The 26769-nt window shown below is 34.5% G+C and carries 19 protein-coding genes; 15 read left to right on the forward strand and 4 right to left on the reverse strand.

The genetic code is table 11. The annotated features are described in order from the left end of the window. Window positions 1-42 precede the first annotated feature (42 nt). Together BLR17_RS08515 and BLR17_RS08520 are read right to left on the reverse strand one after the other, a co-directional pair. Complete coding sequence (locus tag BLR17_RS08515; RefSeq protein ID WP_066324373.1) at window positions 43-828, reverse strand: sulfite exporter TauE/SafE family protein; 786 nt, start codon at window positions 826-828, stop codon at window positions 43-45. A gap of 70 nt (window positions 829-898) precedes the next feature. After that, window positions 899-1534 carry a Crp/Fnr family transcriptional regulator gene (locus BLR17_RS08520; protein WP_066324379.1) on the reverse strand — a complete coding sequence of 212 codons (636 nt, stop codon included), beginning with the start codon at window positions 1532-1534 and terminating at the stop codon, window positions 899-901. Window positions 1535-1860: 326 nt separating this feature from the next. Here BLR17_RS08520 and BLR17_RS08525 point away from each other — a divergent pair, with 326 nt between their 5' ends. Together BLR17_RS08525 and BLR17_RS08530 are read left to right on the forward strand one after the other, a co-directional pair. After that, complete coding sequence (locus BLR17_RS08525) at window positions 1861-2172, forward strand: rhodanese-like domain-containing protein (RefSeq protein ID WP_066324381.1); 312 nt, start codon at window positions 1861-1863, stop codon at window positions 2170-2172. 46 nt (window positions 2173-2218) lie between these two features. Continuing rightward, complete coding sequence (locus tag BLR17_RS08530; RefSeq protein WP_066324383.1) at window positions 2219-3799, forward strand: NADP-dependent glyceraldehyde-3-phosphate dehydrogenase; 1581 nt, start codon at window positions 2219-2221, stop codon at window positions 3797-3799. 95 nt (window positions 3800-3894) lie between these two features. Here BLR17_RS08530 and BLR17_RS08535 read toward each other — a convergent pair whose 3' ends face one another. Both BLR17_RS08535 and BLR17_RS08540 read right to left on the reverse strand, forming a co-directional pair. Beyond that, window positions 3895-4584 carry an NUDIX hydrolase gene (locus tag BLR17_RS08535; protein WP_066324386.1) on the reverse strand — a complete coding sequence of 230 codons (690 nt, stop codon included), beginning with the start codon at window positions 4582-4584 and terminating at the stop codon, window positions 3895-3897. Between the two features lie 168 nt (window positions 4585-4752). Further along, window positions 4753-5328, reverse strand: a complete 576-nt coding sequence (locus tag BLR17_RS08540) for an RNA polymerase sigma factor (protein WP_066324388.1) — start codon at window positions 5326-5328, stop codon at window positions 4753-4755. Window positions 5329-5450: 122 nt separating this feature from the next. On the opposite strand from BLR17_RS08540, the gene BLR17_RS08545 reads away from it, so the two are divergent. The 13 genes from BLR17_RS08545 (at window position 5451) to BLR17_RS08605 (ending at window position 25904) form a co-directional block, all read left to right on the forward strand. Then, window positions 5451-6620 (forward strand): FecR family protein, encoded by a 1170-nt coding sequence (locus BLR17_RS08545; RefSeq protein ID WP_066324389.1) that lies wholly within the window; start codon window positions 5451-5453, stop codon window positions 6618-6620. A gap of 153 nt (window positions 6621-6773) precedes the next feature. Further along, window positions 6774-10040: a SusC/RagA family TonB-linked outer membrane protein gene (locus tag BLR17_RS08550; RefSeq protein ID WP_169817138.1), complete on the forward strand. Its 3267-nt coding sequence runs from the start codon at window positions 6774-6776 to the stop codon at window positions 10038-10040. A gap of 29 nt (window positions 10041-10069) precedes the next feature. Continuing rightward, a complete protein-coding gene (locus BLR17_RS08555; protein WP_066324395.1) occupies window positions 10070-11632 on the forward strand; it encodes a RagB/SusD family nutrient uptake outer membrane protein in 1563 nt (520 codons plus the stop codon). Window positions 11633-11880: 248 nt separating this feature from the next. Then, window positions 11881-13497, forward strand: a complete 1617-nt coding sequence (locus BLR17_RS08560; protein ID WP_066324397.1) for an arabinan endo-1,5-alpha-L-arabinosidase — start codon at window positions 11881-11883, stop codon at window positions 13495-13497. Window positions 13498-13650: 153 nt separating this feature from the next. Further along, entirely contained in the window at window positions 13651-15198 is a 1548-nt protein-coding gene (locus tag BLR17_RS08565; protein ID WP_066324399.1) for an alpha-N-arabinofuranosidase, read from the forward strand. A gap of 8 nt (window positions 15199-15206) precedes the next feature. Continuing rightward, window positions 15207-16196, forward strand: coding sequence for a glycoside hydrolase family 43 protein (locus BLR17_RS08570; RefSeq protein WP_083189154.1), 990 nt, complete (start codon window positions 15207-15209; stop codon window positions 16194-16196). A gap of 53 nt (window positions 16197-16249) precedes the next feature. Further along, window positions 16250-17218 (forward strand): arabinan endo-1,5-alpha-L-arabinosidase, encoded by a 969-nt coding sequence (locus BLR17_RS08575; RefSeq protein ID WP_066324401.1) that lies wholly within the window; start codon window positions 16250-16252, stop codon window positions 17216-17218. A gap of 93 nt (window positions 17219-17311) precedes the next feature. Further along, window positions 17312-18430: a glycoside hydrolase family 43 protein gene (locus BLR17_RS08580; protein WP_083189156.1), complete on the forward strand. Its 1119-nt coding sequence runs from the start codon at window positions 17312-17314 to the stop codon at window positions 18428-18430. Window positions 18431-18516: 86 nt separating this feature from the next. Continuing rightward, a complete protein-coding gene (locus BLR17_RS08585; RefSeq protein ID WP_066324403.1) occupies window positions 18517-20502 on the forward strand; it encodes an alpha-L-arabinofuranosidase C-terminal domain-containing protein in 1986 nt (661 codons plus the stop codon). Between the two features lie 137 nt (window positions 20503-20639). Further along, window positions 20640-22307: a ribulokinase gene (locus BLR17_RS08590; RefSeq protein WP_066324405.1), complete on the forward strand. Its 1668-nt coding sequence runs from the start codon at window positions 20640-20642 to the stop codon at window positions 22305-22307. Between the two features lie 9 nt (window positions 22308-22316). Further along, window positions 22317-23015 (forward strand): L-ribulose-5-phosphate 4-epimerase, encoded by a 699-nt coding sequence (locus BLR17_RS08595; RefSeq protein WP_066324408.1) that lies wholly within the window; start codon window positions 22317-22319, stop codon window positions 23013-23015. A 100-nt stretch (window positions 23016-23115) separates the two neighbouring features. Further along, entirely contained in the window at window positions 23116-24624 is a 1509-nt protein-coding gene (araA, locus tag BLR17_RS08600) for an L-arabinose isomerase (protein ID WP_066324410.1), read from the forward strand. Between the two features lie 101 nt (window positions 24625-24725). Next, the gene (locus BLR17_RS08605; RefSeq protein ID WP_066324412.1) at window positions 24726-25904 is read left to right on the forward strand and encodes an aldose epimerase family protein; all 1179 of its coding nucleotides are present in this window, start codon (window positions 24726-24728) and stop codon (window positions 25902-25904) included. Window positions 25905-26769: the final 865 nt, after the last annotated feature.

Raw genomic sequence — 26769 nt, forward strand, 5'->3', positions numbered from 1 at the left:
TGACCTTTGCGAAACCTTAGTACTCTTAGAGGTTAAAAAACATCAAAGTAAAACTTCTTTGATAATAATATAAATTCCCATTACCAATACAAACCATCCAAAAATAGGTTTTAGTTTTCGTCCGTCTATTCTTTTAGATAGCAGGATTCCGATAAACATTCCAACAAATGCCATTGCAGAAATAGTCAATAGAAAGCCATAATCGATAGGTGTGTTGAGGTATAAATCGCCCGCAAAACCTATTGCTGAGTTTATAAAAATAATCAGCAGCGATGTTCCTACGGCTTGTTTCATAGGTAAATTGGCAAAGAATAAAAGAGCAGGAATGATTAAAAATCCACCTCCGGCACCCAAAAATCCGGTTACGATTCCTACTAAGAACCCAATAATTGAAAGCTGTGTGTAATTAGTTTTATAGATTGTCTCTTCAGTTTTATTCTTTTTAATCATTGATATGGATGCGCTAATCATTAGAATAGCGAAGACAATCATAATTAATAAATCTTTAGAAACAGCATAAGATGCAATAGTGAATAATGTAGAAGCAATTTTAGGAAAGATAACTTCTCTGATAATCAATATTGCAACTATAGAGGGAATGGCAAAGTAAAGTGCTGTTTTTAATTTTAAATTTCCCAGTTTGTAATGGCTATAGCCTCCATAAAAAGCAGTAACCCCAACAATGAATAAAGAGTAAGTGGTTGCTAATTCAGGATCTATTTTGAATAAATAAACTAAAATTGGTATGGTAAGTATGGAGCCACCACCGCCAATTAATCCTAAAGAGAGTCCAATTATAATTGAAGCTAAATAACCGATATATTCCATTTGTAATTTTTTACAAAGGTTGGAAGTATTTCGGGCAGCCACAGTAACATTTGTCACACGGACAATTTTTTTACATCAGCAGTTCAATTTGGTTACGGTGTAAGTTGACTAAACCTCGTTGTTCCATTTTTTTTAACAGACGAGAAACCACTTCTCTGGAAGTATTTAATTCTAAGGCAATTTCCTGATGGGATAAGTTAATTTCTTTACATCCGCAAGCTTTTGCATGGCGTTTTAGATAGAATTCCAAGCGTTCGTCCATGGCTCTGAAAGCAATATTGTCAATCACTTCCAGAACTTCTTCAAAGCGTGTGCGATAGGTGTAAATTACAAATTCGTACCAAGAGCGATGATTCATCATCCATTTATCCATTAAAGCTAAAGGGATAGTCACAGCTTCGACATCCTCAACTACTTTAGCGGTAATCTGGCTCGTTTGATTTTTTGTAGAGCATATTAATGAAATAGCACAGGCTTGACCTGGTTGTAAATAATACATAAGGAATTCTTCTCCATCTTCACCTTCACGGTAGATTTTCAATTGTCCTTTGAGAATCAAAATGGTGTTTTTGATGTATTGCCCGGTTCGCATGATTACATCACCTGCTTTAAATGTCTGAAAACTGGAGTTGGCTTCTATTTCCTGAATAAGATCGTTAGAGAAATTAGGAAAGGCTTTTTTTATTGATATTGTTTCTTTTGACATGCTTATTGTTGTTAAGTGCTAAATCTTGTTAATATGTTGTTTTTTTAGGCGAAATTATAAGACTTTGGTAAAAGTAGTCAAAAATTAGTGATAGTTATTGAATGTTTTGTTAAGAATAGTAAGGAGATAGTTAGAAAGCTAAATTGTAGATATTGTATTTAAAATGATAATATCGAGGTGGTTTTTAATAAAATAATAGAGGATTGTGAATTTTGCTGATTATTGTAGCCCACTAAAACGTTTTCTTTAAAATATTTGCTAATTCAAATTTTGGGAACTGTATTTTTGCAAAAACATCGTAATTTTACAAAAAACACAACACTATTATGAATTTAACACAAGAAGATTGGATTGCTCAGCTCGAAGAAGATGGGAATGCAGTGATTTTAGACGTAAGAACAGAAGCCGAATGTGATGAAGGAATTATACCTAATGCTATAAACATAGATATCCACCAAGGTCAGGGTTTTATTTCTGAAATAGAAAAATTAGATAAGAGTAAGAATTACTATATCTATTGTCGTTCTGGTGCTAGAAGCGCAAAAGCTTGCGAAATTATGAATGAATTAGGATTTGACAATACCTACAATTTATTAGGAGGTATGTTAGATTGGGATGGAGAAGTGGTCGCTCCTTAATAACCAACTAATTTTAATCACAACACTAACTAAAATATTAGAATTGATGAATTTAATCCCTGAAGAGTTTAAGATAAAAGAATTATTACACCAAGATACTTATTTGGTTAACGGCGAATTAAAAAAATGGACAGGTAAAACAACTGAGGTTTATTCTACTATTTCTTCAACTGAAGAATATGCGCCTACTCTATTAGGGACTATTCCTTTCATGGGAGAGTCAGAAGCCAATGAAGTAGTTGAGTCTGCAAGTAAAGCTTTTAATAATGGTCAAGGTTTATGGCCTACAATGAAGGTAGCTGATCGTATTAAATGTATGGAAGATTTCGTATCAAAAATGAAAACTACGCGTGAAGAAGTAGTGAAGTTATTGATGTGGGAAATTGGAAAATCATTAGGTGATTCTCAGAAAGAATTCGACAGAACCGTAGATTATATCTACGACACCATTGAACATTACAAACAATTAGACAGAAGCAATGCTCGTTTTACTAAAAGTCAGGGAGTAAATGCAATGGTTCGAAGAGGTCCTATAGGAGTAGTATTGTGTTTAGGTCCGTATAACTACCCTTTGAATGAGACATTTTCGTTATTGATCCCGGCTTTGATTATGGGGAATCCTGTAATTTTCAAGCCAGCTAAAAATGGAGTATTATTAATTTCACCTCTATTGGAAGCTTTTCAATCGAGTTTCCCAAAAGGAGCTATTAATATCGTTTATGGTAGAGGTAGAGAAATTGCTTCTCCAATTATGAAATCAGGAAAAATTGATATTCTGGCATTAATTGGAAACAGTAAATCTGCAATTGCTTTACAGGATCAACATCCCAATAAAAACAGACTGCGTTTGGTTTTAGGGTTAGAAGCTAAAAACCCTGCGATTATTTTACCGGATGCCGACTTGGATTTGGCTATTTCTGAGTGTATTACAGGAACTTTATCTTTCAATGGACAACGTTGTACTGCTTTGAAAGTTTTATATGTTCATGAATCGATTGCGGAGGAATTTAATAAAAGATTCTCTAAAGCAGTAGATGAATTGGTTTACGGAAATCCATGGGATAAATCAGTTTCCTTAACTCCGTTACCGGAAGTTGAAAAACCAGCCTATATACAAGGTTTAATTGAAGATGCTACTGCTAAAGGAGCTGCTATCATTAATGCAAGAGGAGGACAAATATCTGAAAATTATATTTTCCCTGCTGTTTTATTCCCGGTGAATAAAGATATGCGAGTGTATCACGAAGAGCAGTTTGGACCAGTTGTTCCAATTATGACTTTTAAAGACATTCAGGAGCCATTGGACGACATGGCAGAGTCTAATTATGGACAACAAGTAAGTTTGTTTGGTAAAGACAGTAAAACATTGGCGCCACTTATTGATGTCTTAGTGAACTTAGTTTGCAGGGTAAATCTTAATAGTTCTTGTCAACGTGGACCGGATGTGTATCCGTTTACAGGACGTAAAGATTCAGCTGTAGGTACATTAAGTGTTTTTGATGCCTTACGTTCATTTTCTATTAGAACTTTTGTAGCTTCTAAGGATAATGCTTACAATAACGAAATATTACAGGAATTATTGAATAGTAAAGAATCTAACTTTATTAATACCGATTATATCTTGTAGTACTCAACTAAAAACAAAACTAAAAACAAGAAAACCGTTCTGATTATTCGGAACGGTTTTTTTATGATTTTTTTTATGATTTTTTTTAAAATATTTTACAAATTTAAAGCAAAGTTATTTAAAAGCTTAGCATCGTATTTTTCTTTGTCAAACATATAAAGATAAGAGCCTTTTCTGGAAGACTGCATGTCTTTTTCGTTGAGTTTAACCAAAATATCCAAAGAGTTAATTTTGCTAATAAAGTTCCTTTTGTCTAATTCTTTATCTAAAATAGCTTCATATAATTCCAATAACTGACGCATGGTGAATTTTTCCGGTAAAAGCTCAAATCCAACAGGTTTTGTTGAAGTTCTGTAACGCAATCTTCTTATAGCATGCGCAACCATATCATCGTGGTCAAAAATTAATTTAGGCATATTGGAGATGTTAAACCATTCTGCGTGATAATTTTTGATTAATTCAGTATTGTGATTTTCAATATTAATCAGTGCATAGTAAGCAACTGAAATGGTGCGATCTACAGGGTCGCGATCTACTTCGCTAAATGCATATAGCTGTTCCATGTAGATGTTTTGTAATCCGGTATAATGATTTAATACCCTTGTGGCAGCATTATTTAATGATTCTTCTTTTTTAAGGAATCCTCCCATTAATGACCATTTTCCTTTTTCGGGTTCGAAATCTCTTTTGATTAAAAGTATTTTAAGACCTTCATTGTCAAAACCAAAAATGATACAATCGACTGAAAGCAGGACTTTGTCTTCGGAACTATAACTGTTTAGCATCTTAGTAGGTAATTTTGGTGTAAATATAAACACTTCCTAAAAAGTATCATAATTAATTAGTGTAGAGTGGACACTTTGTGGTGTTTTTTTTGAAGAATTATTGAGGTTTTGTTGAAAACAAAGCAAAATATTTTGTTTTGAAGATGGAAAAACTAAATTTTACGATAATTATCTAAACATTAAAAATAAGTATAAATCCGCTTTTTCTCCTAATGAATTCCGTAAAATAGAAAAGGCTTTGGTTATGTGGGCTTCAACTGATTTGATGGATACATTCTTGTATTCGGCTATTTCAATATTAGTAAGTCCTTCCTCTTTACTAAGCAAGAAGATTTCTTTGCACTTGGGCGGGAGATTTTGAATTTCTCTTTTAACCAGTTTGATAATTCTCTCCAGTGAGTGTTCATCTTCTGTTTCCACAATCGTATTAAGGGCATCAATGTATTTTTTTTCAAGAGGGTAAAAAGATTTTTGGCTACGATATTGGTCAATAAATTCATTGTAAACCGATCGGTACAGAAAGTTTATGATTGAAAATTCATCTTTCAGGTTTTCCCGCTTGTTCCAAATACGCATAAATACATTTTGAACGATATCCTCAGATAAATTATGGTCATGTGTAAAGCTGTAAGCATATACACATAGTTTATGGTGATAGCTATTTACTAAGTAGGTATACGCTTTTGGATCTCCTTTTTTTAAAGCCTGAATAAGTTGAGTATTGTCAGAATATACCTCTTTCATTGGGATTGGTATAAATAATTAGCTTAATTTTTGTGCAATGTAAAAAAAAATATCAAAAAAAATATCAAAAAAGTTAGGGTAGTGTAAAAACAACACGTATTAATAGAAAATGAATTGAACAAATGATAAACGCCAATATAGAAAATATAATAGTTAAATTTTTAATAAAGCAAGCTTCAGCATCGGAGTTAACTGAGTTGGAAGAATGGATACAAGATTCGAATAATAAAAAATTATTTGAAGAATATGTAAAGGTTAATTATGCAATTGAATATAATATGAGGGAATTTGATTCTAATAAAGTAATAAACGAACTATTAGAAGCATATGCAAGAGAAATAAAGCAGAAAAGAAGTCAGAAGTTGCGTAAGCTTTTTTATTATTCTGCTGCTGCAGTTTTATCAGGAGTGGTTATGACTACTTATTTTAATAGGATGAATACAGATCATAAACCTGCAGAAGTAACTAAGGTTGTCGTTAATAATGTTATAAATGCAGGAACAGACAAAGCAATATTGACTCTTGAGGATGGTTCGAATGTGCTGTTAGAAAAGGATAAAACCTATGAGAAAGATAATGTAGTAAGTAATGGTAAGGAATTAATTTGTAAACATGGCAATAAGTCGAATTCGGCAGTTACATATAATTATTTGACGATACCAAGGGGTGGACAGTTTAAATTGAGTTTGTCCGACGGAACTGAAGTTTGGTTAAATTCAGAATCGAAGTTGAAGTTTCCGGTGGCTTTTGTTGAAGGCAGTCTTAGAAAAGTAGAATTAATTTATGGAGAAGCTTTTTTTGATGTGTCCCCAAGTACAGAGCATAAAGGAGCTAAGTTCAAAGTGTTGAATAAAAATCAGGAAGTAGAGGTTTTAGGAACGGAGTTTAACATCAAAGCTTATAAAGAGGAAGAGAATGTTTACACGACTTTAGTAGAAGGAAAAGTAACTGTAAGTAACGCAGCTGCAAAAAAGTACTTAACTCCTAATCAACAATCAGTCATTAATTTAAAAAATAGAGATATTACTATAAAATCAATTGATGCTTATAATGAAGTGCTTTGGACAAAAGGTATTTTCAGTTTTAAAGGTAGAAATTTAAAGGAAATTATGGATGTTATGTCCCGTTGGTATGATGTTGAGGTAGTTTTTCAAAAACCGGAACTTGAGAAAGTTAAATTCAATGGAGTGCTCAGTAAAAATGATAATATAAAAGAGATCCTAAAAATAATTAAGAAAACCAATTTTATAAATGACTATGAGATAAAAGACAGAAAAATTACAATAAAATAAAAAAAGGGGAAGAAAGTAATACCTGGACAGTACGCTACTTTTTCCCCATGAAACTTATTAATTAATTAAAATTAACCAATAAACACCAAATGTATGAAAATTGAAATTACTAACCATTTTTTCTTTTTGAAAAGAAAATTTTTACTAACCAGTATGAAAGCATTTATATTGTTTTTTTGTACAACAGCTTTTAGTTTTTCTACAAGCAAAGTTTTTACACAGAATGTAAAAATTGTTGTAGATAAAGATAAAGTTGTAACTATCGATGAAATCTTTGATTTATTAAGGGTTCAAACCAATTTTACATTTATCTATCAGGAAGATATGTTTAAAAATGTTCCAAAAGTAAAACTTAAAAAAGGAACAATTAGCGCTAATAAACTTCTAAATGATAACCTGTCGGGAGAAGGTTTTAGTTTTGAACTTAGTGGTGATAATAAAATTATTATTACTAAATCTAAACCCGAAGAAAAGGTACAACAACAGCAGCGAATAAAGGTCACGGGTGTCATAAATGATGCTAAAGGAGAACCGCTTACCGGAGTAAATATTTTGGAAAAAGGGACCACTAATGGTATCCAATCTGATTTTGATGGTAAATTTTCTATTGATGTAGCCGGACCTAATTCAGTATTGGTGATTTCTTATATTGGCTATGTAAATCAGGAGATTAAAGTAGGCAATCAAACCAATATTGCAATTAAACTTTTAGATGATTACGCTAAGTTGGATGAAGTTGTTGTAATTGGATACGGTACTCAAAAGAAATCGGATTTATCAGGTTCTGTGGGTGTAGTCAACATGGAAAGTGCAAAAAAAACAATTACTTATGATGCTGCTAAAATGCTTCAGGGGCAAGTAGCCGGGGTTACGGTTCAATCTTCTGGAGAACCTGGAGGTTTTGTAAATATTAAAATTCGTGGGGTAAATTCATTTAGTAACAACAATCCTTTATTTGTCATTGATGGAATGATTGTCGATGCTCCATTTGATTTTGCACCTGGAGATATCGAATCGATGCAGGTGCTTAAAGATGCTTCTTCTGCAGCTATCTACGGGGTTCGTGGAGCTAATGGAGTGGTTATTATTACTACTAAAAAAGGGAAATCAGGAAAAATGGATTTTAAATACAAATCCCTTGTTGGTTTTCAAAATGTAGCTAAAAAATGGTCAGTAACAGACCGTGTGGGTTACCAAACAATAACAAATGCTGCTGAAGCAAATGCAGGACTTACTCTTGCTCCGGGAAATGATCCTACAAATAGCAGTTATATCAGAAATGTAGATACAGATTGGCAGGATGCTGCTTACGAAACAGGAGTTGTTCAAAACCACGCCTTGACTTTTAATGGTGGTGCTGAAAATTTAGCTTATAATCTGAATATGGATTATTTCAAAAACAGCAGCTACATTAACTCACCGCAAAGTTATGAGCGTTTGTCTATGAACTTAAATCTGAATGGGAAAAAAGGGAATTTTAAATACGGTTCTAAAATAGGATACACCCAATCAGGAAAAGAAAACTTTAATAGTTATGTAGGAGAATCAGCTGTGGGAGCTTTAGTTAGTGCAGTACCTACAATGCCAGTTTACGATCCTAATAGATTAGGGGGTTATGGAGGTACAACTAATTTAACACAAAGAGCTATTTCATTGAACGTTATAGGATTTAACAATTTAATTGATAACAACGGTAGAAGAAATCGTTTTATAGGAGATGTTTGGGGAGAATTAGAAATTATAAAAGGATTGAAATATAAAATGGATGCCAGTTATGATCGCTTGGATTATCAAAACAGAGTTTTTATCCCTCAAAGTGATTTAGGATGGTATTATATTACTACTAAAGAAGAAGCTTCATTAGATGTGGCTACTGGAAATGAAACAAAAACCTTTTTCAATAATTTATTGACTTATAATTTAGATATCGATAAGCATAAATTTGATGCTTTAGTTGGATGGGTACAAGAAAGTAAAGAATATTTCAACCATTGGTCAAGAGGTGTAGGTTATGATTATGGTGAAATTAGCAAATTGCAATATGCTGATGCAAATAGTACAGGAGAATCCGAAACTAAAATAAAAGGTGTTTCTTATATCAGCAGAATTAATTATTCATTTGATGATCGTTACTTAATTCAGGCAAATTTTAGACAAGATAAATCATCTTTATTTAGTGAAAATAACAATACTACAAATGCATATTCTTTTTCAGGTGCCTGGAAATTGAGTAATGAAAAATTCATTCATTTGCCAGAATGGCTTAACACAGTTAAGTTAAGAGGGAGTTATGGAAAATTAGGAAATAACACTATTCCAGCTTATTTTTTCGCTGCAACTATCAATGGTTTTGCCGGTTATGATTTTAATAACGAATTGGCTCCGGGAACTACAGTAGTAAGTTCATTTGATCCTAATGTACGTTGGGAAGATGTTAAAACTACAGATTTTGCTGCAGAGTTCGGTTTGTTTAATGATAAATTACAATTGACAGCAGAATATTATATTAAAAACTCTTCTAATCTTTTAATTGGAGTACCATTACCATATTCAACAGGTGCATTTCCTGCAAGTATTACAACAAACGCAGGTGCTATGAGAAATAAAGGTTTTGAATTTGAAGCGAAATACAGTAATAGTCAAAACGAATTTAAATATAGTGTTTCTGCTAATTTAGGTACCCTTAAAAATGAAGTTTTACAAATAGGTATTAATGGAAATCCAATTTATGGTGCTGCTTCAAAAACAGAAGTAGGACGTTCAATGGGAGAAATTTATGCCTATGTTACTGATGGAATTTTTCAAAATGCTGCAGAAATTGCTGCTGCTCCAACACAAACTAATGCAGGTGTAGGGGATATCAGATTCAAAGATATCAATGGAGATGGAATGATTAGTGACTTAGACAGAACCTACCAGGGAGTTACTATTCCGAAATACAATTACGGATTTAATTTTAGCGGAAGTTATAAAAACTGGGATTTCTCAATGTTTTGTCAAGGTAGTGGAGGAAACAAAGTGTTTAATAGTTTATACCGTAACTTAATGGCTGGTCAATATGGAAATCACCATACAGATATGTTGAATTATTGGACTCCTACAAATACAAATACAAATGTCCCTCGTCCAATTATTGGAGATCCGAATGCTAACGGTAGAGATTCTAACAGATTTATTGAAAAAGGCGATTATTTTAGATTACAAACTATGGAAATTGGATATAATCTTCCATTGCCTGCTAAAAGTTTGATTCAAAGAGCCAGAGTGTATGCAAATGGTCAAAATTTATGGACTATTACTAAGTACAAAGGGTATGATCCTGATTTTAACAGTAATGATGGATCTTTCTCAAGAGGTTATGATAACGGTTCGTTCCCAAATCCTAGAACAGTTTCTTTAGGAGTTGAAGTAAATTTTTAATCTAGCCAATAATTTTAAAACGAAATAACATGAAATTCAAAATATATAAATATATAGCTGGGTTCTTTTCAATAGCTATTTTAACAACAAGTTGTGTTGATAATGAAGATTTAGTGCAGGTAGATCCAAATAATGATGCAGTGGATTCATTTTGGAAATCAGACCAAGATGCTCTGGAAGGTTTAAATGCTGCTTATGGAAGTTTGTTAACAGATGGTACTTATATGCGTAGTACTCCTTTATTGTTAGATTTAAAAGGAGATGATTGTAGAAGTAATAGTCCATGGGACGCTATGTACAATGTAGGACGTTTTAATTCAAATGTTTCAAATGCCGCTATCTATGGTTGGGCTTACGAAACCTATTACCAGGGAATATATAGAGCCAATCAGGTATTGACTAATGTACCGGGAATTAATTTTGAGAATAATGAATTAAAAAACAGGATTTTAGGACAGGCCTATTTTTTAAGAGGATTATTTTTATTCCACGCAGTAAATATGTTTAAAAACGTTCCTGTTCCTACCGAAATTGCAGCTATTTATCCGCAAAAGACTCAAGCAGAAGGCTGGGCTCAGGTAATTGCTGATTTTAAAAAAGCAGCTGAATTATTGCCTACAGCATATACTAATGTTACAGGTTTAGATGCCGGACAAAAAGGTAGAGCAACTAAAGGTGCTGCATTGGGATACTTAGGAAAAGCCTATTTGTTTACTAAAGATTTTCCAAATGCAAGAGATACATTTAAACAAGTAATTGATTTAGGTGTTTACTCTTTGATGTCTAATTACCGAGACAATTTTACAGATACCAATGAAAACAATGCTGAATCTTTATTCGAAGTACAATTCAGTAGAGATGCCGGAGGAGTTGATTTAGGTTGGGGAGGTGCTCCTGCTTCAGGATGGGGAAAAACATCCGCAAGAGCAATTACTTATGCTCCAAGAGCATTCGGATGGACAGACGTTCAGCCTACATGGACTTTATATAATGAATATCAGTTAGAAAAAACCACTGCTAATACAATAGATCCTCGTTTAGATGCCACTATGTTTTACAACAAGCCGGGAGGTATGCAATTGTATGGACAAAATTTTGCGACTTTTTATGCTGGTAATCCAGGAGATTTGAATGATTTGTTTTGTAGAAAATATCAAAATTCAGATGGAAACTATGCTAATGAATTTGATTGGCGTTCAGGAATTAACGAAAGACTTTTGCGTTATGCAGATATTTTGTTAATGTATGCAGAATGTTTGAATGAAACAGGGAATACTGCAGGTGCTTACACTTACATTCAAATGGTTAGAGGGCGTGTAGGTTTGCCAAATTTAGCAACAGTAAAACCAAATATGACTCAAGCTCAGATGAGAGACCAGATTGGACATGAGCGATTCTTAGAGTTTCCTTTAGAAGGACATCGTTTTGATGATATTCGTCGTTGGGGATGGTTGGAAGATACTGCTAAATTGGCTTGGTTGAAATCAAGAGATGTTGAATTCAATAGCTATGCAGCGGGTAGAGAGTATTTCCCAATCCCACAATTGGAAATGGATAATAATCCTGGAACCTCTCAAAACTCTGGGTATTAATATTGGTTAGTTAATAGTTAGTATGTTGTGTTTGTACCATAATGGTAAGCTTTATCAAGCTTGCCATTGTGGTATTTTAACCTAAAAACTATAGAAAGTAATTAGTAGAGTTAATAAAATTGACCTCAAAATAAAAACAAACGAAATAGAGCCGATAGAATTAAAAGGCTTTAAAATGATAAAGGAAAAATTAGCAATGCGTTCCTCTTTTCTTTTTAAAAGTGAAGAGGAGATTAAAAAAGAAAAAAATGAAAAAATCAAATTCCATGTTAAAAATAGCTACTCGTTTTGGGCTTATTTTAGCTGTACTTACAGTAGTAAGTTGTTCAAAAGACGATGCTGCTACAGATGAAACTGATCCGCCAGTGGTAGTTCCACCTGTAGTAAGTCCTAGCTTTCCGGGACCTACTTATGCCGATAATTACTCATCAATTGCATCTTGGAATACAAGGTCGCAATGGAATTTAGCTAACGTTCACGATCCATCGGTAGTGAAATCGGGAGAATATTATTATATGTATCAAACCGATGCCTCTTATGGAAATGCACACGACGGACATGGACATTTCTTTTACAGACGTTCTAAAGATCTTGTCAATTGGGAATTCATGGGCTCTTCAATGACTGCGGCTCCGGCTTGGGTTAAGGATTCGTTAAACAACAAAAGAGCACGTATGAATCCTGCATTGCCTCCTATTACTAACCCAAATTACGGATATTGGGCACCTTGTGTTCGAAAAGTAGGCAATAAATTCCGTATGTATTATAGTATAGTAGTTGATAATCCTATAACAGGAACTAGTTTTGATACTTCATGGTCTGAGAGAGCTTTTATTGGTTTGGCCGAAACGGATGATTTGGCTTCTAATGTTTGGGTCGACAAAGGTATGGTAGTATGTTCGGAACCTGATGGTTTAAAGCCGTATTCTTTTACCGGCACCAGAAATTGGGAAGATGCCTATTTTAAATACAATGCAATTGATCCTAGTTTTATAGAAACACCAGAAGGGGACCAATATTTAATATATGGTTCCTGGCATTCGGGAATTGTAGCTTTGAAACTGAATCCAACAACAGGAAAACCGGATCAATTAAAAACTTTAAGCGATTATGGAACTCGTATCGCAAGCCGTAGTGCTACCAGTCGTTGGCAGGCTTCAGAAGGTCCTGAAATAATTTACAATCCGGATACCCAATATTATTATTTGTTTATGGCGTATGATGAGTTGTCTGTTGCCTATAATACCAGAGTTGCTAGATCGAGAACTATAACCGGGCCTTATTTAGGAATTAATGGTGCCAATGTAACTAATGGAGCCGATTGCTGGCCAATGCTTACACATCCTTATGGATTTAATAATCATACCGGATGGGTGGGGATTTCACATTGTGCTGTTTTTCAAAATCCCGATACTAAACAATGGTATTATTCCTCACAAGGACGTTTACCGGAGGGAGTACCTGGAATTAATGTTTCAAATGCTATTATGATGGGACATGTAAGAGCGATTAAATGGACTGAAGATGGTTGGCCGGTAATAGATCCTGAGCGTTATGCTGCTGTTCCTGAGACTACTATTACAGATGCATCTTTTATCGGTACCTGGGAGCAAATCACTATGAATTACCAATATAAAACAATTCAAAAATCAGTTACTATTTACTTAACGGCTGATAAAAAAGTTAGTGGGGCTATCACAGGAACCTGGTCTTATGATAGTACCAATAAGACTTTAACGGTTAACGGTATTAAATGCAAAGTAAGTGATGCCTGGGATTGGGAATCCTCAACCAGAAAAGTAACAATTACTTATTCCGGACTGACTGCTGACGGCAGACCTGTTTGGGGTAAAAAAATAAATTAAAAAAAGACTAATAACCCTTTCAATTCAAGAAAGGGTTTTTGTTAAAAAATAAGCTGAGTTTATTTATTTTATTTGCTTGTTTTTATCTTTTTATTTTAAGTATATTTACAAATGTTAAATGTACACTTATAACCAATAAAAAATGTAACTGGAATGAAAAAAAATCTGTTCTTATTGTTGACTTTTACTTTTTGTAGTCAACTTATTTTTTCACAAAAAGAAAGCACACAGCTAATTATTAAAAAGGAAGAAAAGCCTATTACAATCAACAAAAATATTTATGGTCACTTTGCAGAGCATTTAGGGAGATGTATCTACGGAGGTTTTTTTGTTGGGGATACTTCTAAAATTCCAAATACTGCCGGAGTTAGAAACGATATTATTGCCGCTTTAAAAGAATTGAAAATTCCAAATTTAAGATGGCCGGGAGGATGTTTTGCGGATACTTACCATTGGAAAGATGGTATTGGACCAAAAGAAAGCAGACCAACAATTGTAAATCAATGGTGGGGAGGAACTACTGAAGATAACAGTTTTGGAACTCACGATTTTTTAAATTTATGCGAAGTGTTAGGAGCTGAACCGTATTTGGCTGGTAATATTGGTAGTGGAACGGTTCAGGAATTAGCCGATTGGGTTCAGTATGTAAATTTTGCAGGGAAAAGTCCGATGAGTGATTTGCGTAAGAAAAACGGAAGAAATGAACCTTGGAAAGTCAAATTCTGGGGAGTTGGTAATGAAGCCTGGGGATGTGGAGGAAATATGACGGCTGAATATTATGCCGGTGAATATCGTAAATATGCCACTTTTATGTCAGATTGGGAAAATACAGGCGGTTTAACCCGTATTGCATCCGGATCAAATGGAGCCGATTACAATTGGACTGAAGTTTTAATGAAAAACATTCCAACTAATATGTTGGGAGGACTAGGTGTACATCATTATGCTGTTATTAATTGGAATAAAAAAGGAGATGCTGTAGATTATACAGAAAATCAATATTTTGAAACCATGAAATCGGCGTTAAAAATGGAAGAATTGGTTACTAAACACGCCGCTATTATGGATAAATATGATCCTGCTAAAAAAGTAACTATGGCTGTGGATGAATGGGGTGGCTGGTATGAAGTGGAAAAAGGAACTAATCCGGGGTTTTTGTACCAACAAAATACCATGCGTGACGCTATGATTGCAGGTACAACCTTAAATACTTTTAACAATCATGCCGACAGAGTGCGTATGGCTAACTTAGCACAGTGTGTTAATGTGTTACAAGCGGTAATTTTAACGGATAAGGCAAAAATGATCTTGACGCCAACTTATCATGTTATGAAAATGTACCGAGTTCATCAGGATGCTGAATTGTTGCCGGTTAGCTTTACTTCACCAATGTACACTTTTGAAGGTAAAAGTCTGCCTGCAATTTCAGCTTCTGCTTCAAAAGACAAAAGCGGTTTAGTACATATTTCATTAGTAAATGTTGATTCTAAGAAAGAAAATACAATAACAATTGATTTGAATGAACTTGGTTTGAAAAATGTAACAGCAACCATTTTGACTTCTAAAAAATTACAGGATTACAACTCATTTGAGAAACCTAATGCAATTGAGCCTAAGGAATTTAAAGGATTTACAAATGTAAAAGGAAAATTAGAATTGACTATTCCGGCATTTTCAGTTGTAGTATTAGAAGGAAAATAAAAATTAGAATGAAAATTACAACTATAGTATATAGTATGAGTCTTTTATCAGCAGTTGTTTCTTGTAAAACGGCTGCTGTAAAAGAATCAGCTCATACCGAAAATCAGCAATCGCTGAAAATGAATAATCCTATTATTACCGATAAATATACTGCCGATCCTGCTGCTTTGGTTTATAAAGACAAAGTGTATTTATACACAGGACATGACGTTCCTGAAAAAGGAGTTCAATCGTACAGAATGAATGACTGGCTGGTATATTCCTCTTCGGATATGGTCAATTGGCAGGAGCATCCGGTTCCGTTAAAAACTTCTGATTTTGCCTGGGCCAAAGGTGATGCCTGGGCTGGGCAGGTGATTGAAAGAAACGGAAAATTCTATTGGTATGTTGCTATTACGCATGGAGAAATTCATGGAAAATCAATAGGAATTGCGGTTTCTGACAGTCCAACAGGACCTTTTAAAGATGCCTTAGGAAAAGCTTTGATTACTAATGATATGACAACTAAAACTAAAATTAGTTGGGATGATATTGATCCGTCAGTAATTATTGACGATGATGGTCAGGCGTATCTTTTTTGGGGAAATACTGTTTGTAATTATGTGAAATTAAAAGAAAACATGATTGAAATGGACGGCCCAATGCAAACGATCGATTTACCTAATTTTACCGAAGCGCCTTGGATTCACAAACGAAAAAATTGGTATTACTTGTCTTATGCTTCTCAGTTTCCTGAAAAAATATCCTATGCTATGAGTAAATCTATCAGTGGACCTTGGGAATACAAAGGAATTTTGAACGAAGTTGCGGGTAATTCGAATACCAATCATCAGGCAATCATTGACTTTAAAGGGAAATCGTATTTCATTTATCATAACGGAGTTATCCCAACTGAAGGAGGAAGTTTTAGAAGATCGGTTTGTGTAGATCGTTTGTACTACAATCCGGACGGAACTATGAAACGTGTGGTGATGACATCGGAAGGGGTCACTCAGTAGAGCAGTTTACAGAAATCAGATTTCAGAAAACGGAAGAAATAAATTAAAAAAATATGAAATTATATTCCAAAATAAAGTCGTTATTCTTTTTTTTAACTGTTCTAATTGGTTCGTCCTCTTTGGCACAAAATATTTCAGTTCATGATCCGGTGCTTATTAAAGAAAAAGATACTTATTATCTTTTTTGCACTGGTAAAGGAATAAAATGTTTTAGTTCTGTTGATTTGAAAAATTGGAAAGTTGAACCTGCTGTTTTTCCTGAAAAACCAATTTGGACAGACAAGGTCGTTTCTGATTTTGGCAATCATATTTGGGCACCTGATATTTTGTATCATAATAATAAATACTATTTGTATTATTCGATTTCGGCTTTTGGCAAAAATACTTCCGCAATAGGGGTTGTAACCAATGTTACTTTGAATGCCAACGATCCGAATTATAAATGGATAGATCATGGTATTGTAGTTCAATCTTATCCAAATAGAGATGAATGGAATGCCATAGATCCCAATTTGACATTCGACGAAAATAATGTGCCTTGGTTATCCTTTGGTTCCTTTTGGGATGGAATCAAAATGGTAAAATTGAATCCGGATTTGCTGTCCATTGCTCAACCAGAAGAATGGTACGCTATCGCTAAGCGAAAAAATACTCCTTTGTCGGGCGGAAGTTCGGCAATAGAAGCGCCTTTTATTTTTAAGAAAAATGGCTTTTATTATTTGTTTACCTCCTGGGATTTATGTTGCAAAGGCAAGGATAGTACTTATAAAATTGCCGTAGGTAGATCTAAATCTGTTAGTGGACCATATGTTGACAAAGAGGGGAATTTACTAAGTCAGGGCGGCGGTACTATTTTGCTTAAAGGAGATGAGAATTATTTTGGCGTAGGCCATAATAGTGCTTATACTTTTGACGGAGTAGATTATTTAGTTTATCATGGCTATGATGCGAAACAGAATGGGAAATCTGTTTTGGTCATCAAAGAATTGAAATGGGATTCTGATTTCTGGCCCTATTTATAAAGCCTGAAATTTTTAAATAAAGTCCAAAAGTGGGTTGAGGTGGGATTTCTTGATACTTTTCAGATAAATTTTAATCAAACTATAACGTATAATATGAAAACAAATAAATTAAAAAATCTGGCATTATCAGCTCTAGTTTTGGTATGTGTCGCTTCCTTTACCGATACAAAAGCTCAAAATATTAAGCCAAAAAACGAAGTGGCTACAAATGCAAAAACAAGCTTATCTAACAAACCTATTGTGTTGCAAAGAGCAGATCCGTTTATTTATAAACATACCGATGGGTATTACTATTTTACAGGATCGGTACCTACCTATGATGCCATAGAGTTAAGACGTGCAAAATCTATTGCCGAACTTCAAAATGCTGAAACTTTTAGAGTTTGGGAAAAACATAAAAGTGGCCCGATGAGTCGTCATGTCTGGGCTCCGGAAATTCATTATTTGGATGGGAAATGGTATGTGTATTTTGCAGCAAGTGAAGAAGAAGATATTTGGAAATTAAGACCTTATGTTTTGGAATGTACAGGTCAGGATCCTTTGCATGACAAGTGGGTTGAGCTCGGGCAAATGCAGGCAGCTGATACCGATCCAAAAAGCTTTACTGATTTTTCTCTGGACGGTACTGTATTTGAACATAACAATAAACGTTATTTCTGTTGGGCAGAAAAAACGGGAGGACAGTTCGCCGCTTCTAATTTGTATTTGGCAGAAATGGAATCGCCCGTAAAACTTAAAACAGTTCAATTTATGCTTACGACTCCGGATTATGATTGGGAACGCATCGGTTTTTGGGTGAATGAAGGTCCAGCTGTGATTAAAAACAAGGGGAAAATTTATATTACTTTTTCAGCAAGTGCTACAGGTGCCTGTTACGCTATGGGGATGATGGAAGCAGATGAAAATGCTGATTTGCTAGATAGAAATTCCTGGAAAAAATCCAGATATCCGGTATTAAAAACCAATGAGGCAAAAAAGATTTATGGTCCAGGACATAATTCATTTACAGTTGATGAAAACGGAGAACCTTTAGTAATATATCACGCAAGGGATTACGAAAAAGCGGTAGGTGATCCAAAAGTAGTACCTGCGACTGATAAAAGACCGTTGAAAGAAATTATTGCAGACCCGTTATATGACCCTAATCGTCATGCGAGAATGATGAAATTAAAATTTGATGATAACGGAAGACCAATATTTGAATATAATTAAAAATATAAAGGGGAAACTTTGTAACAGAGCGATCAAAATTAATCCTTTTGTTAATTTTTACTCTAATAAAAAAGAAAGATTAAAAAATGAAACTAAATAGAATAAGTAAAAGTACGTTGTACGGTTTATTACTTAGCAGTTTTTTAGCAACTGCTCAGAAAACCAATCTGGAAGTTGATTTGACTAAATCAATCACCAAAATTCAACCAACAATGTATGGTGTCTTTTTTGAAGATATCAATTTTGCAGCAGATGGTGGTTTGTATGCCGAAATGGTAAAAAACCGTTCATTTGAATTTAATGCTCCGCTTATGGGATGGTCACAACCTAACAGTAGTACCCATTCTATGAATAAGGAATCGGGTTTAGCACTTCCTATGCGTACCGAAGGGAATCCAAAAAATGCTGATTTTTGTAGAGTTACAATTAATAACGATAAAGCATACCAAATCATTAATGAAGGTTTTAGAGGAATGGGGATCAAGAAAGATGCTAAATACAATCTTTCTTTAAAAGCTGCTAATCATGATAATGCCATCAAAAAGATAATCATCCAATTTATAGATGCTAACAAAAATGTTTTGGGAGAAACAACGATTGTTCCTTCGTCATCCGATTGGAAAGATTATTCGGCCCAAATAATTGCTACCGGAACAGAAGCTAAGGCTCAGTTGAAAATTAGTTTTGAAGGTACAGGAATTATCGATTTGGATATGATTTCGTTATTCCCTCAGGAAACATGGAAGAACAGAAAAAACGGTTTGCGTAAAGACATTGTTCAGTTGTTATATGATTTGAAACCGGGATTTATCCGTTTTCCCGGAGGTTGTATCGTTGAAGGAATGACTTTGGATAACAGATACCAATGGAAAAAAACAGTTGGACCGGTTGAAGATCGTGAAACGATGATTAATCGATGGAATGTGGAGTTTAAAAACAAGCAGGCTCCTGATTATTTCCAGTCTTTTGGTTTAGGTTTCTTTGAATATTTCCAGCTTTCGGAAGATATTGGAGCTCAGCCATTGCCAATTTTGAGTTGTGGAATTGCCTGTCAGTATAATTCGGGTGAATTAGTTCCAATGGAAGAATTGGATCCTTATGTTCAGGATGCTTTGGATTTGATTGAATTTGCCAATGGCGCTGTAACTACTAAATGGGGGAAATTACGTGCCGATATGGGGCATCCTAATCCTTTTAATCTGAAATTTATTGGAGTTGGAAACGAACAATGGGGACCTCAATACATTGAAAGATATAAAGTTTTTGCAAAAGCGATAAAAGAAAAATACCCAAACATAACGATTGTTTCAGGAGCAGGACCTTCACCGGATGGGACTTTCTTTGACTACGGCTGGGATGAATTAAAAAAAATGAATGCAGAAATTATCGACGAGCATTATTATAAAAATCCGGAATGGTTTAAAGAAAATGCAAAACGTTATGATAATTATGACCGAAAAGGGCCTAAGGTTTTTGCAGGAGAATATGCAGCACATCCTAAAGGCGTTGAAGACGGATTGAAAGAAAATAACTGGTTGTCGGCTCTTTCTGAATCCGCTTTTATGACAGGTTTAGAACGTAATGCCGATGTGGTTTATTTGACGTCGTATGCGCCTTTAATGGCTCATGTTGAGGCTTATCAATGGGCTCCTGATATGATTTGGTTTGATAATTTGAATGCTTACGGAACGGCTAATTATTATGTGCAAAAATTGTATTCCAATAATAAAGGGACTGATGTTTTATCGATAACTGAGGATGGAAAAGCCCTGACAGGACAAAATGATTTGTATGCTACGGCAGCTAAAGATGCAAACCAAAAAGAACTGATTGTGAAATTGGTAAATACTTCAGCTAAAGTTCAGGATCTTTCGATTAATTTGTCAGGAAATGGAGTAGAGTCTAAAGGAAAAATGATTGTGCTGACTCATGAAAAGTTAGATGATTATAATACTTTGGCAGAGCCAACAAAAATTCTTCCTGTTGAAAAAGAGTATAAAACAGCCGGGAAAAAAGCAGCGGTGAGTTTGCCTGCATATTCTTTTGTGGTATTGAAGTTAAAGTTGAAATAAATTTCAATTTTGCAAAATGCTAGCAGACTTATTTTTAAAACAAAAAATATAATAATTTAATAAAATTATATGAAGTGTAAGTGTTACACTTCATGTAATTTTGTGCTATATTTGTAGCCATATTTTAAAAAATGAAGATGAAAAATTATGTAATAGGTTTAGATTACGGTTCAGACTCAGTTCGTGCCGTATTAATTGATACCGAAAACGGGCAAGAATTAGCCTCAGACGTTTGTCATTATAAGAGATGGAAAAACAATGAATATTGTAATCCGTCAATTAATCAATTCCGTCAGCATCCTTTGGATCATATTGAGGGATTGGAATCAACAATTAAATCAGTTGTTGCTCAGGCAAATGTAAATCCGTCAGAAATAAAAAGTATCTGTATCGATACTACAGGTTCTTCTCCAATTCCTGTAAATGCAGAGGGAACTCCTTTATCTTTAACTAAAGAATTTGAGCACAATCCAAATGCGATGATGATTTTGTGGAAAGATCATACCGCTATCAATGAAGCTAACGAAATCAATGAATTAGCTGTTTCCTGGGGTGGTGAGGATTTCACTAAATACGAAGGAGGAATTTATTCTTCTGAGTGGTTTTGGGCTAAAATTTTACACATTATCCGTGAGGACGAAGCGGTAAAAAATGCGGCTCACTCTTGGATGGAGCACTGTGATTACATGACTTTCTTATTAATTGACGATAAAGATTTAGCTACTTTCAAAAGAAGTCGTTGTGCAGCAGGGCATAAAGCAATGTGGCACGAAGACTGGAATGGTTTACCACCAGAAGAATTCCTGACAAAATTAGATCCTTATTTGGCTCAATTAAGAGGAAAATTATACAATGAAACTTATACTTCTGATTTGGTTGCCGGAAAATTAAACCAGGAATGGGCAACAAGATTAGGTTTAACTACCGATACGATTATTGCTGTTGGAACTTTTGATGCACATTCAGGAGCTGTAGGTGCTAAGATTGATGAACACGCATTAGTTCGTGTAATGGGAACTTCAACTTGTGATATTATTGTGGCTTCTCATGAAGCTGTGGGAAGTAAAACAGTGAAAGGAATATGCGGACAGGTTGATGGTTCTGTAATTCCTGGATACATCGGTTTAGAAGCAGGACAATCTGCTTTTGGAGATGTGTTGGCTTGGTTTAAAGACACTTTATCTTGGCCATTAGATAATTTGGTTTACACTTCTGACGTTTTATCTGCTGAGCAAAAAGCACAGTTGAAAGAAGAAGTAGAGTCAAATTTCATTAAAACATTAACGGAACAGGCAGAAGCAATTCCATTATCAGAAAGTATTCCAACTGCTTTGGATTGGGTAAATGGTCGTAGAACTCCGGATGCTAATCAAGGTTTGAAAAGTGCAATGACGAATCTTTCTTTAGGTACAAAAGCACCTCATATTTTTAAAGCTTTAATCAATTCAATCTGTTTTGGCTCTAAGAAAATTGTAGATCGTTTTGAAGAAGAAGGTGTGCGTATCGATAGCGTTATCGGAATTGGTGGTGTGGCTAGAAAATCGCCATTTATCATGCAAACTTTAGCTAACGTATTGAATAAGCCAATTAAAGTTTGTGCTTCTGATCAGGCGCCTGCTTTAGGAGCTGCGATTTATGCTGCTGTGGCTGCCGGAATTTATCCAAACGTAATTGAAGCGGCTAAAAAAATGGGAAGTGATTTTGAAAGCGAATATTTCCCTCAGGCTGATAAAATTGAAAAATACCAGGAATTGATGGATTCGTACTCTGTATTGAGTCAATTCGTAGAAAGTATAACAAAATAATAAAAGAGTATGTCAAAATACCAAGCGTTAAAACAAGAATGTTACGAAGCTAATATGCAACTAAACGAATTGAATTTAGTGGTATATACTTTCGGAAATGTAAGTGCAGTTGATAGAGAAAATGGCGTTTTTGCTATTAAACCAAGTGGAGTTCCTTATGAGGAATTAAAAGCAGAGGATATTGTTATTGTTGATTTTGATAATAACATTATCGAAGGAGACAAACGTCCTTCTTCTGATACAAAAACTCATGCTTATTTGTACAAGCATTGGCCAAATATTGGAGGAATTGCTCATACTCACGCTACATACTCAGTGGCTTGGGCTCAGGCTCAAAGAGATATTCCAATTTTTGGAACTACTCATGCGGATCATTTAACAGCTGATATTCCATGTGCTGCTCCAATGGCTGATCATCTTATCGAAGGAAATTACGAGCACAATACAGGAATCCAGATTTTGGATTGTTTCAAAGAAAAAAATCTTTCTTACGAAGAAGTAGAAATGGTTTTACTTGGAAATCACGGTCCATTTGCCTGGGGAAAAAATGCAGCTAAAGCAGTTTATAACTCTAAAGTATTAGAGGTTTGTGCTGAAATGGCTTATTTGACTTTGCAAATTAATCCGGCTGCTCCAAGATTGAAAGATTCTTTAATTAAAAAACATTACGATCGTAAGCATGGAAAAGATGCTTACTACGGACAATAAAAAGTTTATTCGGGGAATCGTTTAATCGTTTATTCGATTCAGCAGTTCAACGATTAAACAGTTCAACAAATAAACATTAAACAATAAATAAAAAATAAAAATGATTGATATTTCTAAAAAAGAAATTTGGTTTGTAGTAGGTAGCCAAAACTTATATGGAGAAGAAACTTTAAAACAAGTGGCAGTACATTCTCAGGCAATTGCTAAAGGGATTGATGCTTCTTCTCACGTTCCTGTAAAAGTAGTTTACAAGTCTGTGGCAAAATCACCTAGTGAAATCACTGATATTTGTTTGGAAGCAAATACAAACAAAAACTGTATTGGTATTATTGCCTGGATGCATACTTTTTCACCAGCTAAAATGTGGATCAATGGTTTAAGCATTCTTAAAAAACCATTATGTCACTTACATACACAATACAACGCTGAAATTCCATGGGCTTCTATCGATATGGATTTCATGAACCTGAATCAATCAGCTCACGGAGACAGAGAGTTTGGTTACATCATGTCAAGAATGCGTAAAAAACGTAAAGTGGTTGTAGGTCACTGGGAAGATGTACGTGTTCAACAAAAATTAGGTAACTGGACAAGAGTAGCTTTAGGTTGGGACGAAATGCAAAACTTAAAAGTAGCGCGTTTTGGTGACAACATGCGTGAAGTTGCTGTAACTTGTGGAGATAAGGTAGAAGCTCAAATACGTTTTGGTGTTTCTGTAAATGGATACGACTCTTCTGACATCGTTAATAAAATGAAATTAGTTACTGATGCACAAGTAGATGCTTTAGTAGCGGTTTATGAAGAATCATACAATTTGGCTCCAAAATTGCAAAAAGGAGGAGAGCAAAGACAATCATTATTAGATGCTGCTAAAATCGAATTAGGTTTAAGAGCTTTCTTAGAAGAAGGTGGTTTTGGTGCTTTCACTGATACTTTCGAAAACTTAGGAGAATTAAAACAATTACCAGGTATTGCAACGCAGCGTTTGATGGCTGATGGTTACGGTTTTGGTGGAGAAGGTGACTGGAAAACAGCTGCTATGGTTCGTGTTTTAAAAGTAATGAACATTGGTCTTGAAGGAGGAACTTCTTTCATGGAAGATTATACTTATCACTTTACACCTGAGAAATCTTATGTTTTAGGTTCTCACATGTTGGAAATCTGTCCTTCTATCACTGATGGAAAACCTTCTTGTGAAATTCACCCATTAGGAATTGGTGGAAAAGAAGATCCTGTTCGTTTGGTATTCAATTCACCTGCAGGTGATGCTATCAACGTTTCATTGGTAGATATGGGAACTCGTTTCCGTTTAATCGTTAACGAAGTAACTGCTGTGAAACCAATGGCTGATTTACCAAAATTACCGGTTGCCCGTGTACTTTGGGATTGTAAACCTAACTTGGATATCGCTGCTACTGCTTGGATTTTAGCTGGTGGTGCTCACCATACAGTTTACAGCCAGGCGGTTACTACTGAGTTCATGGAAGATTTTGCTGATATTGCAGGAATCGAATTAGTAGTTATCGACAACGATACTAAAATTCGTTCTTTCAAAGAAACTTTGAATGCAAATGAAGCTTACTACCATTTATTCCAAACTGGATTGTAATCTTTTTTAGAAACAAATTTACCAAGTCATAAAGTCAAAAGTTAATGTTACTTTTGGCTTTATGACTTCTCTATTATCATTAACCTAATAAAATAAAAATTATGAATTTATTAAAAAGTTGTGTCTTAGGATTGGCTGTTATTACTACAGCAGGACTTTCTGTTCAATGTAAAGGGGAAAAGAAAGAAAACCAGGAACAAAATGTTGCTCAAAAAGATAGTGTTACTATTGAGAAATCAGAATATGGTACTACTGCCAAAGGTGAAAAGATTGACAGCTACAAGTTGAAAAATCAAAAAGGGATGGAAGTAGATATTATGACTTATGGAGGAATTATTACTTCTTTAAAAGTGCCTAACAAAGCAGGAGTTTCTGAAGAAGTGGTAATCGGTTTTAATAATTTCGAACAATATACTAAAGACAATCCTTATTTTGGGGCTTTAATCGGTCGTTATGGAAATCGTATTGCTAAAGGTAAATTTACTTTAGATGGTAAAGAATATCAATTGGCTACTAATAATGGTAAAAATGCTTTACACGGAGGTCCGGAAGGATTCCACAGAAGAATATGGACTGTTGAAGAGGCTAAAGGTGGTAATGCTGCAGTTTTGAAATTGAAGTACATCAGTAAAGATATGGAAGAAGGTTATCCGGGGAATCTAACGGTTTTTGTTACTTATACTTTAAATAATGACAATTCTTTGGATGTACAATATGAGGCTACAACCGACAATAAAACAGTTGTGAATCTTACACAGCATTCTTATTTCAACTTATCGGGTGATTTTACTAAAACAATTTTAAATAATGAGGTTACGATTGATGCAGATAAATTAGTGCCTGTAGATGCTGATCTTATTCCAACAGGTAAATTAGATGATGTAACGAATACTCCTTTTGATTTTAGAAAACCAAAAGCAATTGGTAAAGATATTGAAGTAACAAATGACCAATTGAAAAAAGGATTGGGTTATGATCATTGCTGGGTGTTGAACAATCAGGACAAAGGATTCCGTTTTGCGGCTTCTGCTTATGAGCCAACTAGTGGTAGATTGTTGGAAGTCTATACTGACCAGCCTGGAATCCAATTGTACACAGGAAACTTCTTAGACGGAACGTTGCCAACTAGAGACGGTAAAACTTACGCGCACAGAACAGGGCTTTGTTTAGAAACACAACATTATCCGGATTCTCCAAATCAAAAAGATTTCCCAACTACGGTTTTAAACCCGGGAGAAAACTATAAAACTAAAACTTCTTTCAAGTTTTCTACTAAATAGTAAATAATGTTAGTTTAAATTATACAGCCTGTCTCGTTCTAAATGAGACAGGTTTTTTTATGCTTTTTTAATTAAATAAATTCGGTACATATATAAGAGTAGTTTTTTGGAGCTTTTTCCTGCTATCCGCTATATCTCTTGTGTCCGCTGTCACTACCACAAGAGGATGCTGCTTCTATCAGGGCTAGGAGAGAAGTGCTAGAAAACAACTTTACACTAAAAAAACTTAGCGAATCTCTGTGTTTTCTTAGTGCATCTTTGCGAAAAAGCCATAAAACACGCTATTTATTCATCTAAACTCCTACAAAGGCTAAAAAAGACAAAAAATAAGTTTCACGTTTTCAGTAGGTTAAAAAAAAGATTGAAAATACTTTAAAAAAGTCATTGTCAAAACGAATAAAGGTTCTACTTTTGCACCCGCAACAACGCAGACGTTCATAAAAATACTGACAGACTAACAAATCAAATTAGAAATTAATTTCTAAAAAAAAAAAGGTTTAAAAAAGTTTGTGAGATTTGAAAACAGATGTTACATTTGCACCCCGCAAACGAGCGACGTTCCTTGAGAGACTGACAAGAAAAACGAAGAAAACGGAAAAGAAATTTTTCTAAAAAAAACTTCAAAAAAAGCTTGCCAGAAAGAAAAGAAGTTGTACTTTTGCACCCGCTTCGAGAAACACACCACGGTGTGAAAAAGAAGTGAAAATAACAAGAAGACACGTTCCTAGACATATTGAATTGACAGCCGTTTCGATGCAAATCGAAACAAATAAAATAAGAGTAATAGAATCGAAAGATTCGAAAAGAACCACTAGATCTGAAGTCAAATATAAAAAAGAGATTATATCTCGCAAAATATACGATG

It is taken from the genome of Flavobacterium glycines, assembly GCF_900100165.1.
GTDB classification, from domain to species: Bacteria; Bacteroidota; Bacteroidia; order Flavobacteriales; family Flavobacteriaceae; genus Flavobacterium; species Flavobacterium glycines.

What these genes read in the sequence shown, in the direction of transcription:
- BLR17_RS08515 (WP_066324373.1), bottom strand. Translation starts at nt 828, where the DNA reads ATGGAATATATCGGTTATTTAGCTTCAATTATAATTGGACTCTCTTTA.
- BLR17_RS08520 (WP_066324379.1), bottom strand. Translation starts at nt 1,534, where the DNA reads ATGTCAAAAGAAACAATATCAATAAAAAAAGCCTTTCCTAATTTCTCT.
- BLR17_RS08525 (WP_066324381.1), top strand. Translation starts at nt 1,861, where the DNA reads ATGAATTTAACACAAGAAGATTGGATTGCTCAGCTCGAAGAAGATGGG.
- BLR17_RS08530 (WP_066324383.1), top strand. Translation starts at nt 2,219, where the DNA reads ATGAATTTAATCCCTGAAGAGTTTAAGATAAAAGAATTATTACACCAA.
- BLR17_RS08535 (WP_066324386.1), bottom strand. Translation starts at nt 4,584, where the DNA reads ATGCTAAACAGTTATAGTTCCGAAGACAAAGTCCTGCTTTCAGTCGAT.
- BLR17_RS08540 (WP_066324388.1), bottom strand. Translation starts at nt 5,328, where the DNA reads ATGAAAGAGGTATATTCTGACAATACTCAACTTATTCAGGCTTTAAAA.
- BLR17_RS08545 (WP_066324389.1), top strand. Translation starts at nt 5,451, where the DNA reads ATGATAAACGCCAATATAGAAAATATAATAGTTAAATTTTTAATAAAG.
- BLR17_RS08550 (WP_169817138.1), top strand. Translation starts at nt 6,774, where the DNA reads ATGAAAGCATTTATATTGTTTTTTTGTACAACAGCTTTTAGTTTTTCT.
- BLR17_RS08555 (WP_066324395.1), top strand. Translation starts at nt 10,070, where the DNA reads ATGAAATTCAAAATATATAAATATATAGCTGGGTTCTTTTCAATAGCT.
- BLR17_RS08560 (WP_066324397.1), top strand. Translation starts at nt 11,881, where the DNA reads ATGAAAAAATCAAATTCCATGTTAAAAATAGCTACTCGTTTTGGGCTT.
- BLR17_RS08565 (WP_066324399.1), top strand. Translation starts at nt 13,651, where the DNA reads ATGAAAAAAAATCTGTTCTTATTGTTGACTTTTACTTTTTGTAGTCAA.
- BLR17_RS08570 (WP_083189154.1), top strand. Translation starts at nt 15,207, where the DNA reads ATGAAAATTACAACTATAGTATATAGTATGAGTCTTTTATCAGCAGTT.
- BLR17_RS08575 (WP_066324401.1), top strand. Translation starts at nt 16,250, where the DNA reads ATGAAATTATATTCCAAAATAAAGTCGTTATTCTTTTTTTTAACTGTT.
- BLR17_RS08580 (WP_083189156.1), top strand. Translation starts at nt 17,312, where the DNA reads ATGAAAACAAATAAATTAAAAAATCTGGCATTATCAGCTCTAGTTTTG.
- BLR17_RS08585 (WP_066324403.1), top strand. Translation starts at nt 18,517, where the DNA reads ATGAAACTAAATAGAATAAGTAAAAGTACGTTGTACGGTTTATTACTT.
- BLR17_RS08590 (WP_066324405.1), top strand. Translation starts at nt 20,640, where the DNA reads ATGAAAAATTATGTAATAGGTTTAGATTACGGTTCAGACTCAGTTCGT.
- BLR17_RS08595 (WP_066324408.1), top strand. Translation starts at nt 22,317, where the DNA reads ATGTCAAAATACCAAGCGTTAAAACAAGAATGTTACGAAGCTAATATG.
- araA (WP_066324410.1), top strand. Translation starts at nt 23,116, where the DNA reads ATGATTGATATTTCTAAAAAAGAAATTTGGTTTGTAGTAGGTAGCCAA.
- BLR17_RS08605 (WP_066324412.1), top strand. Translation starts at nt 24,726, where the DNA reads ATGAATTTATTAAAAAGTTGTGTCTTAGGATTGGCTGTTATTACTACA.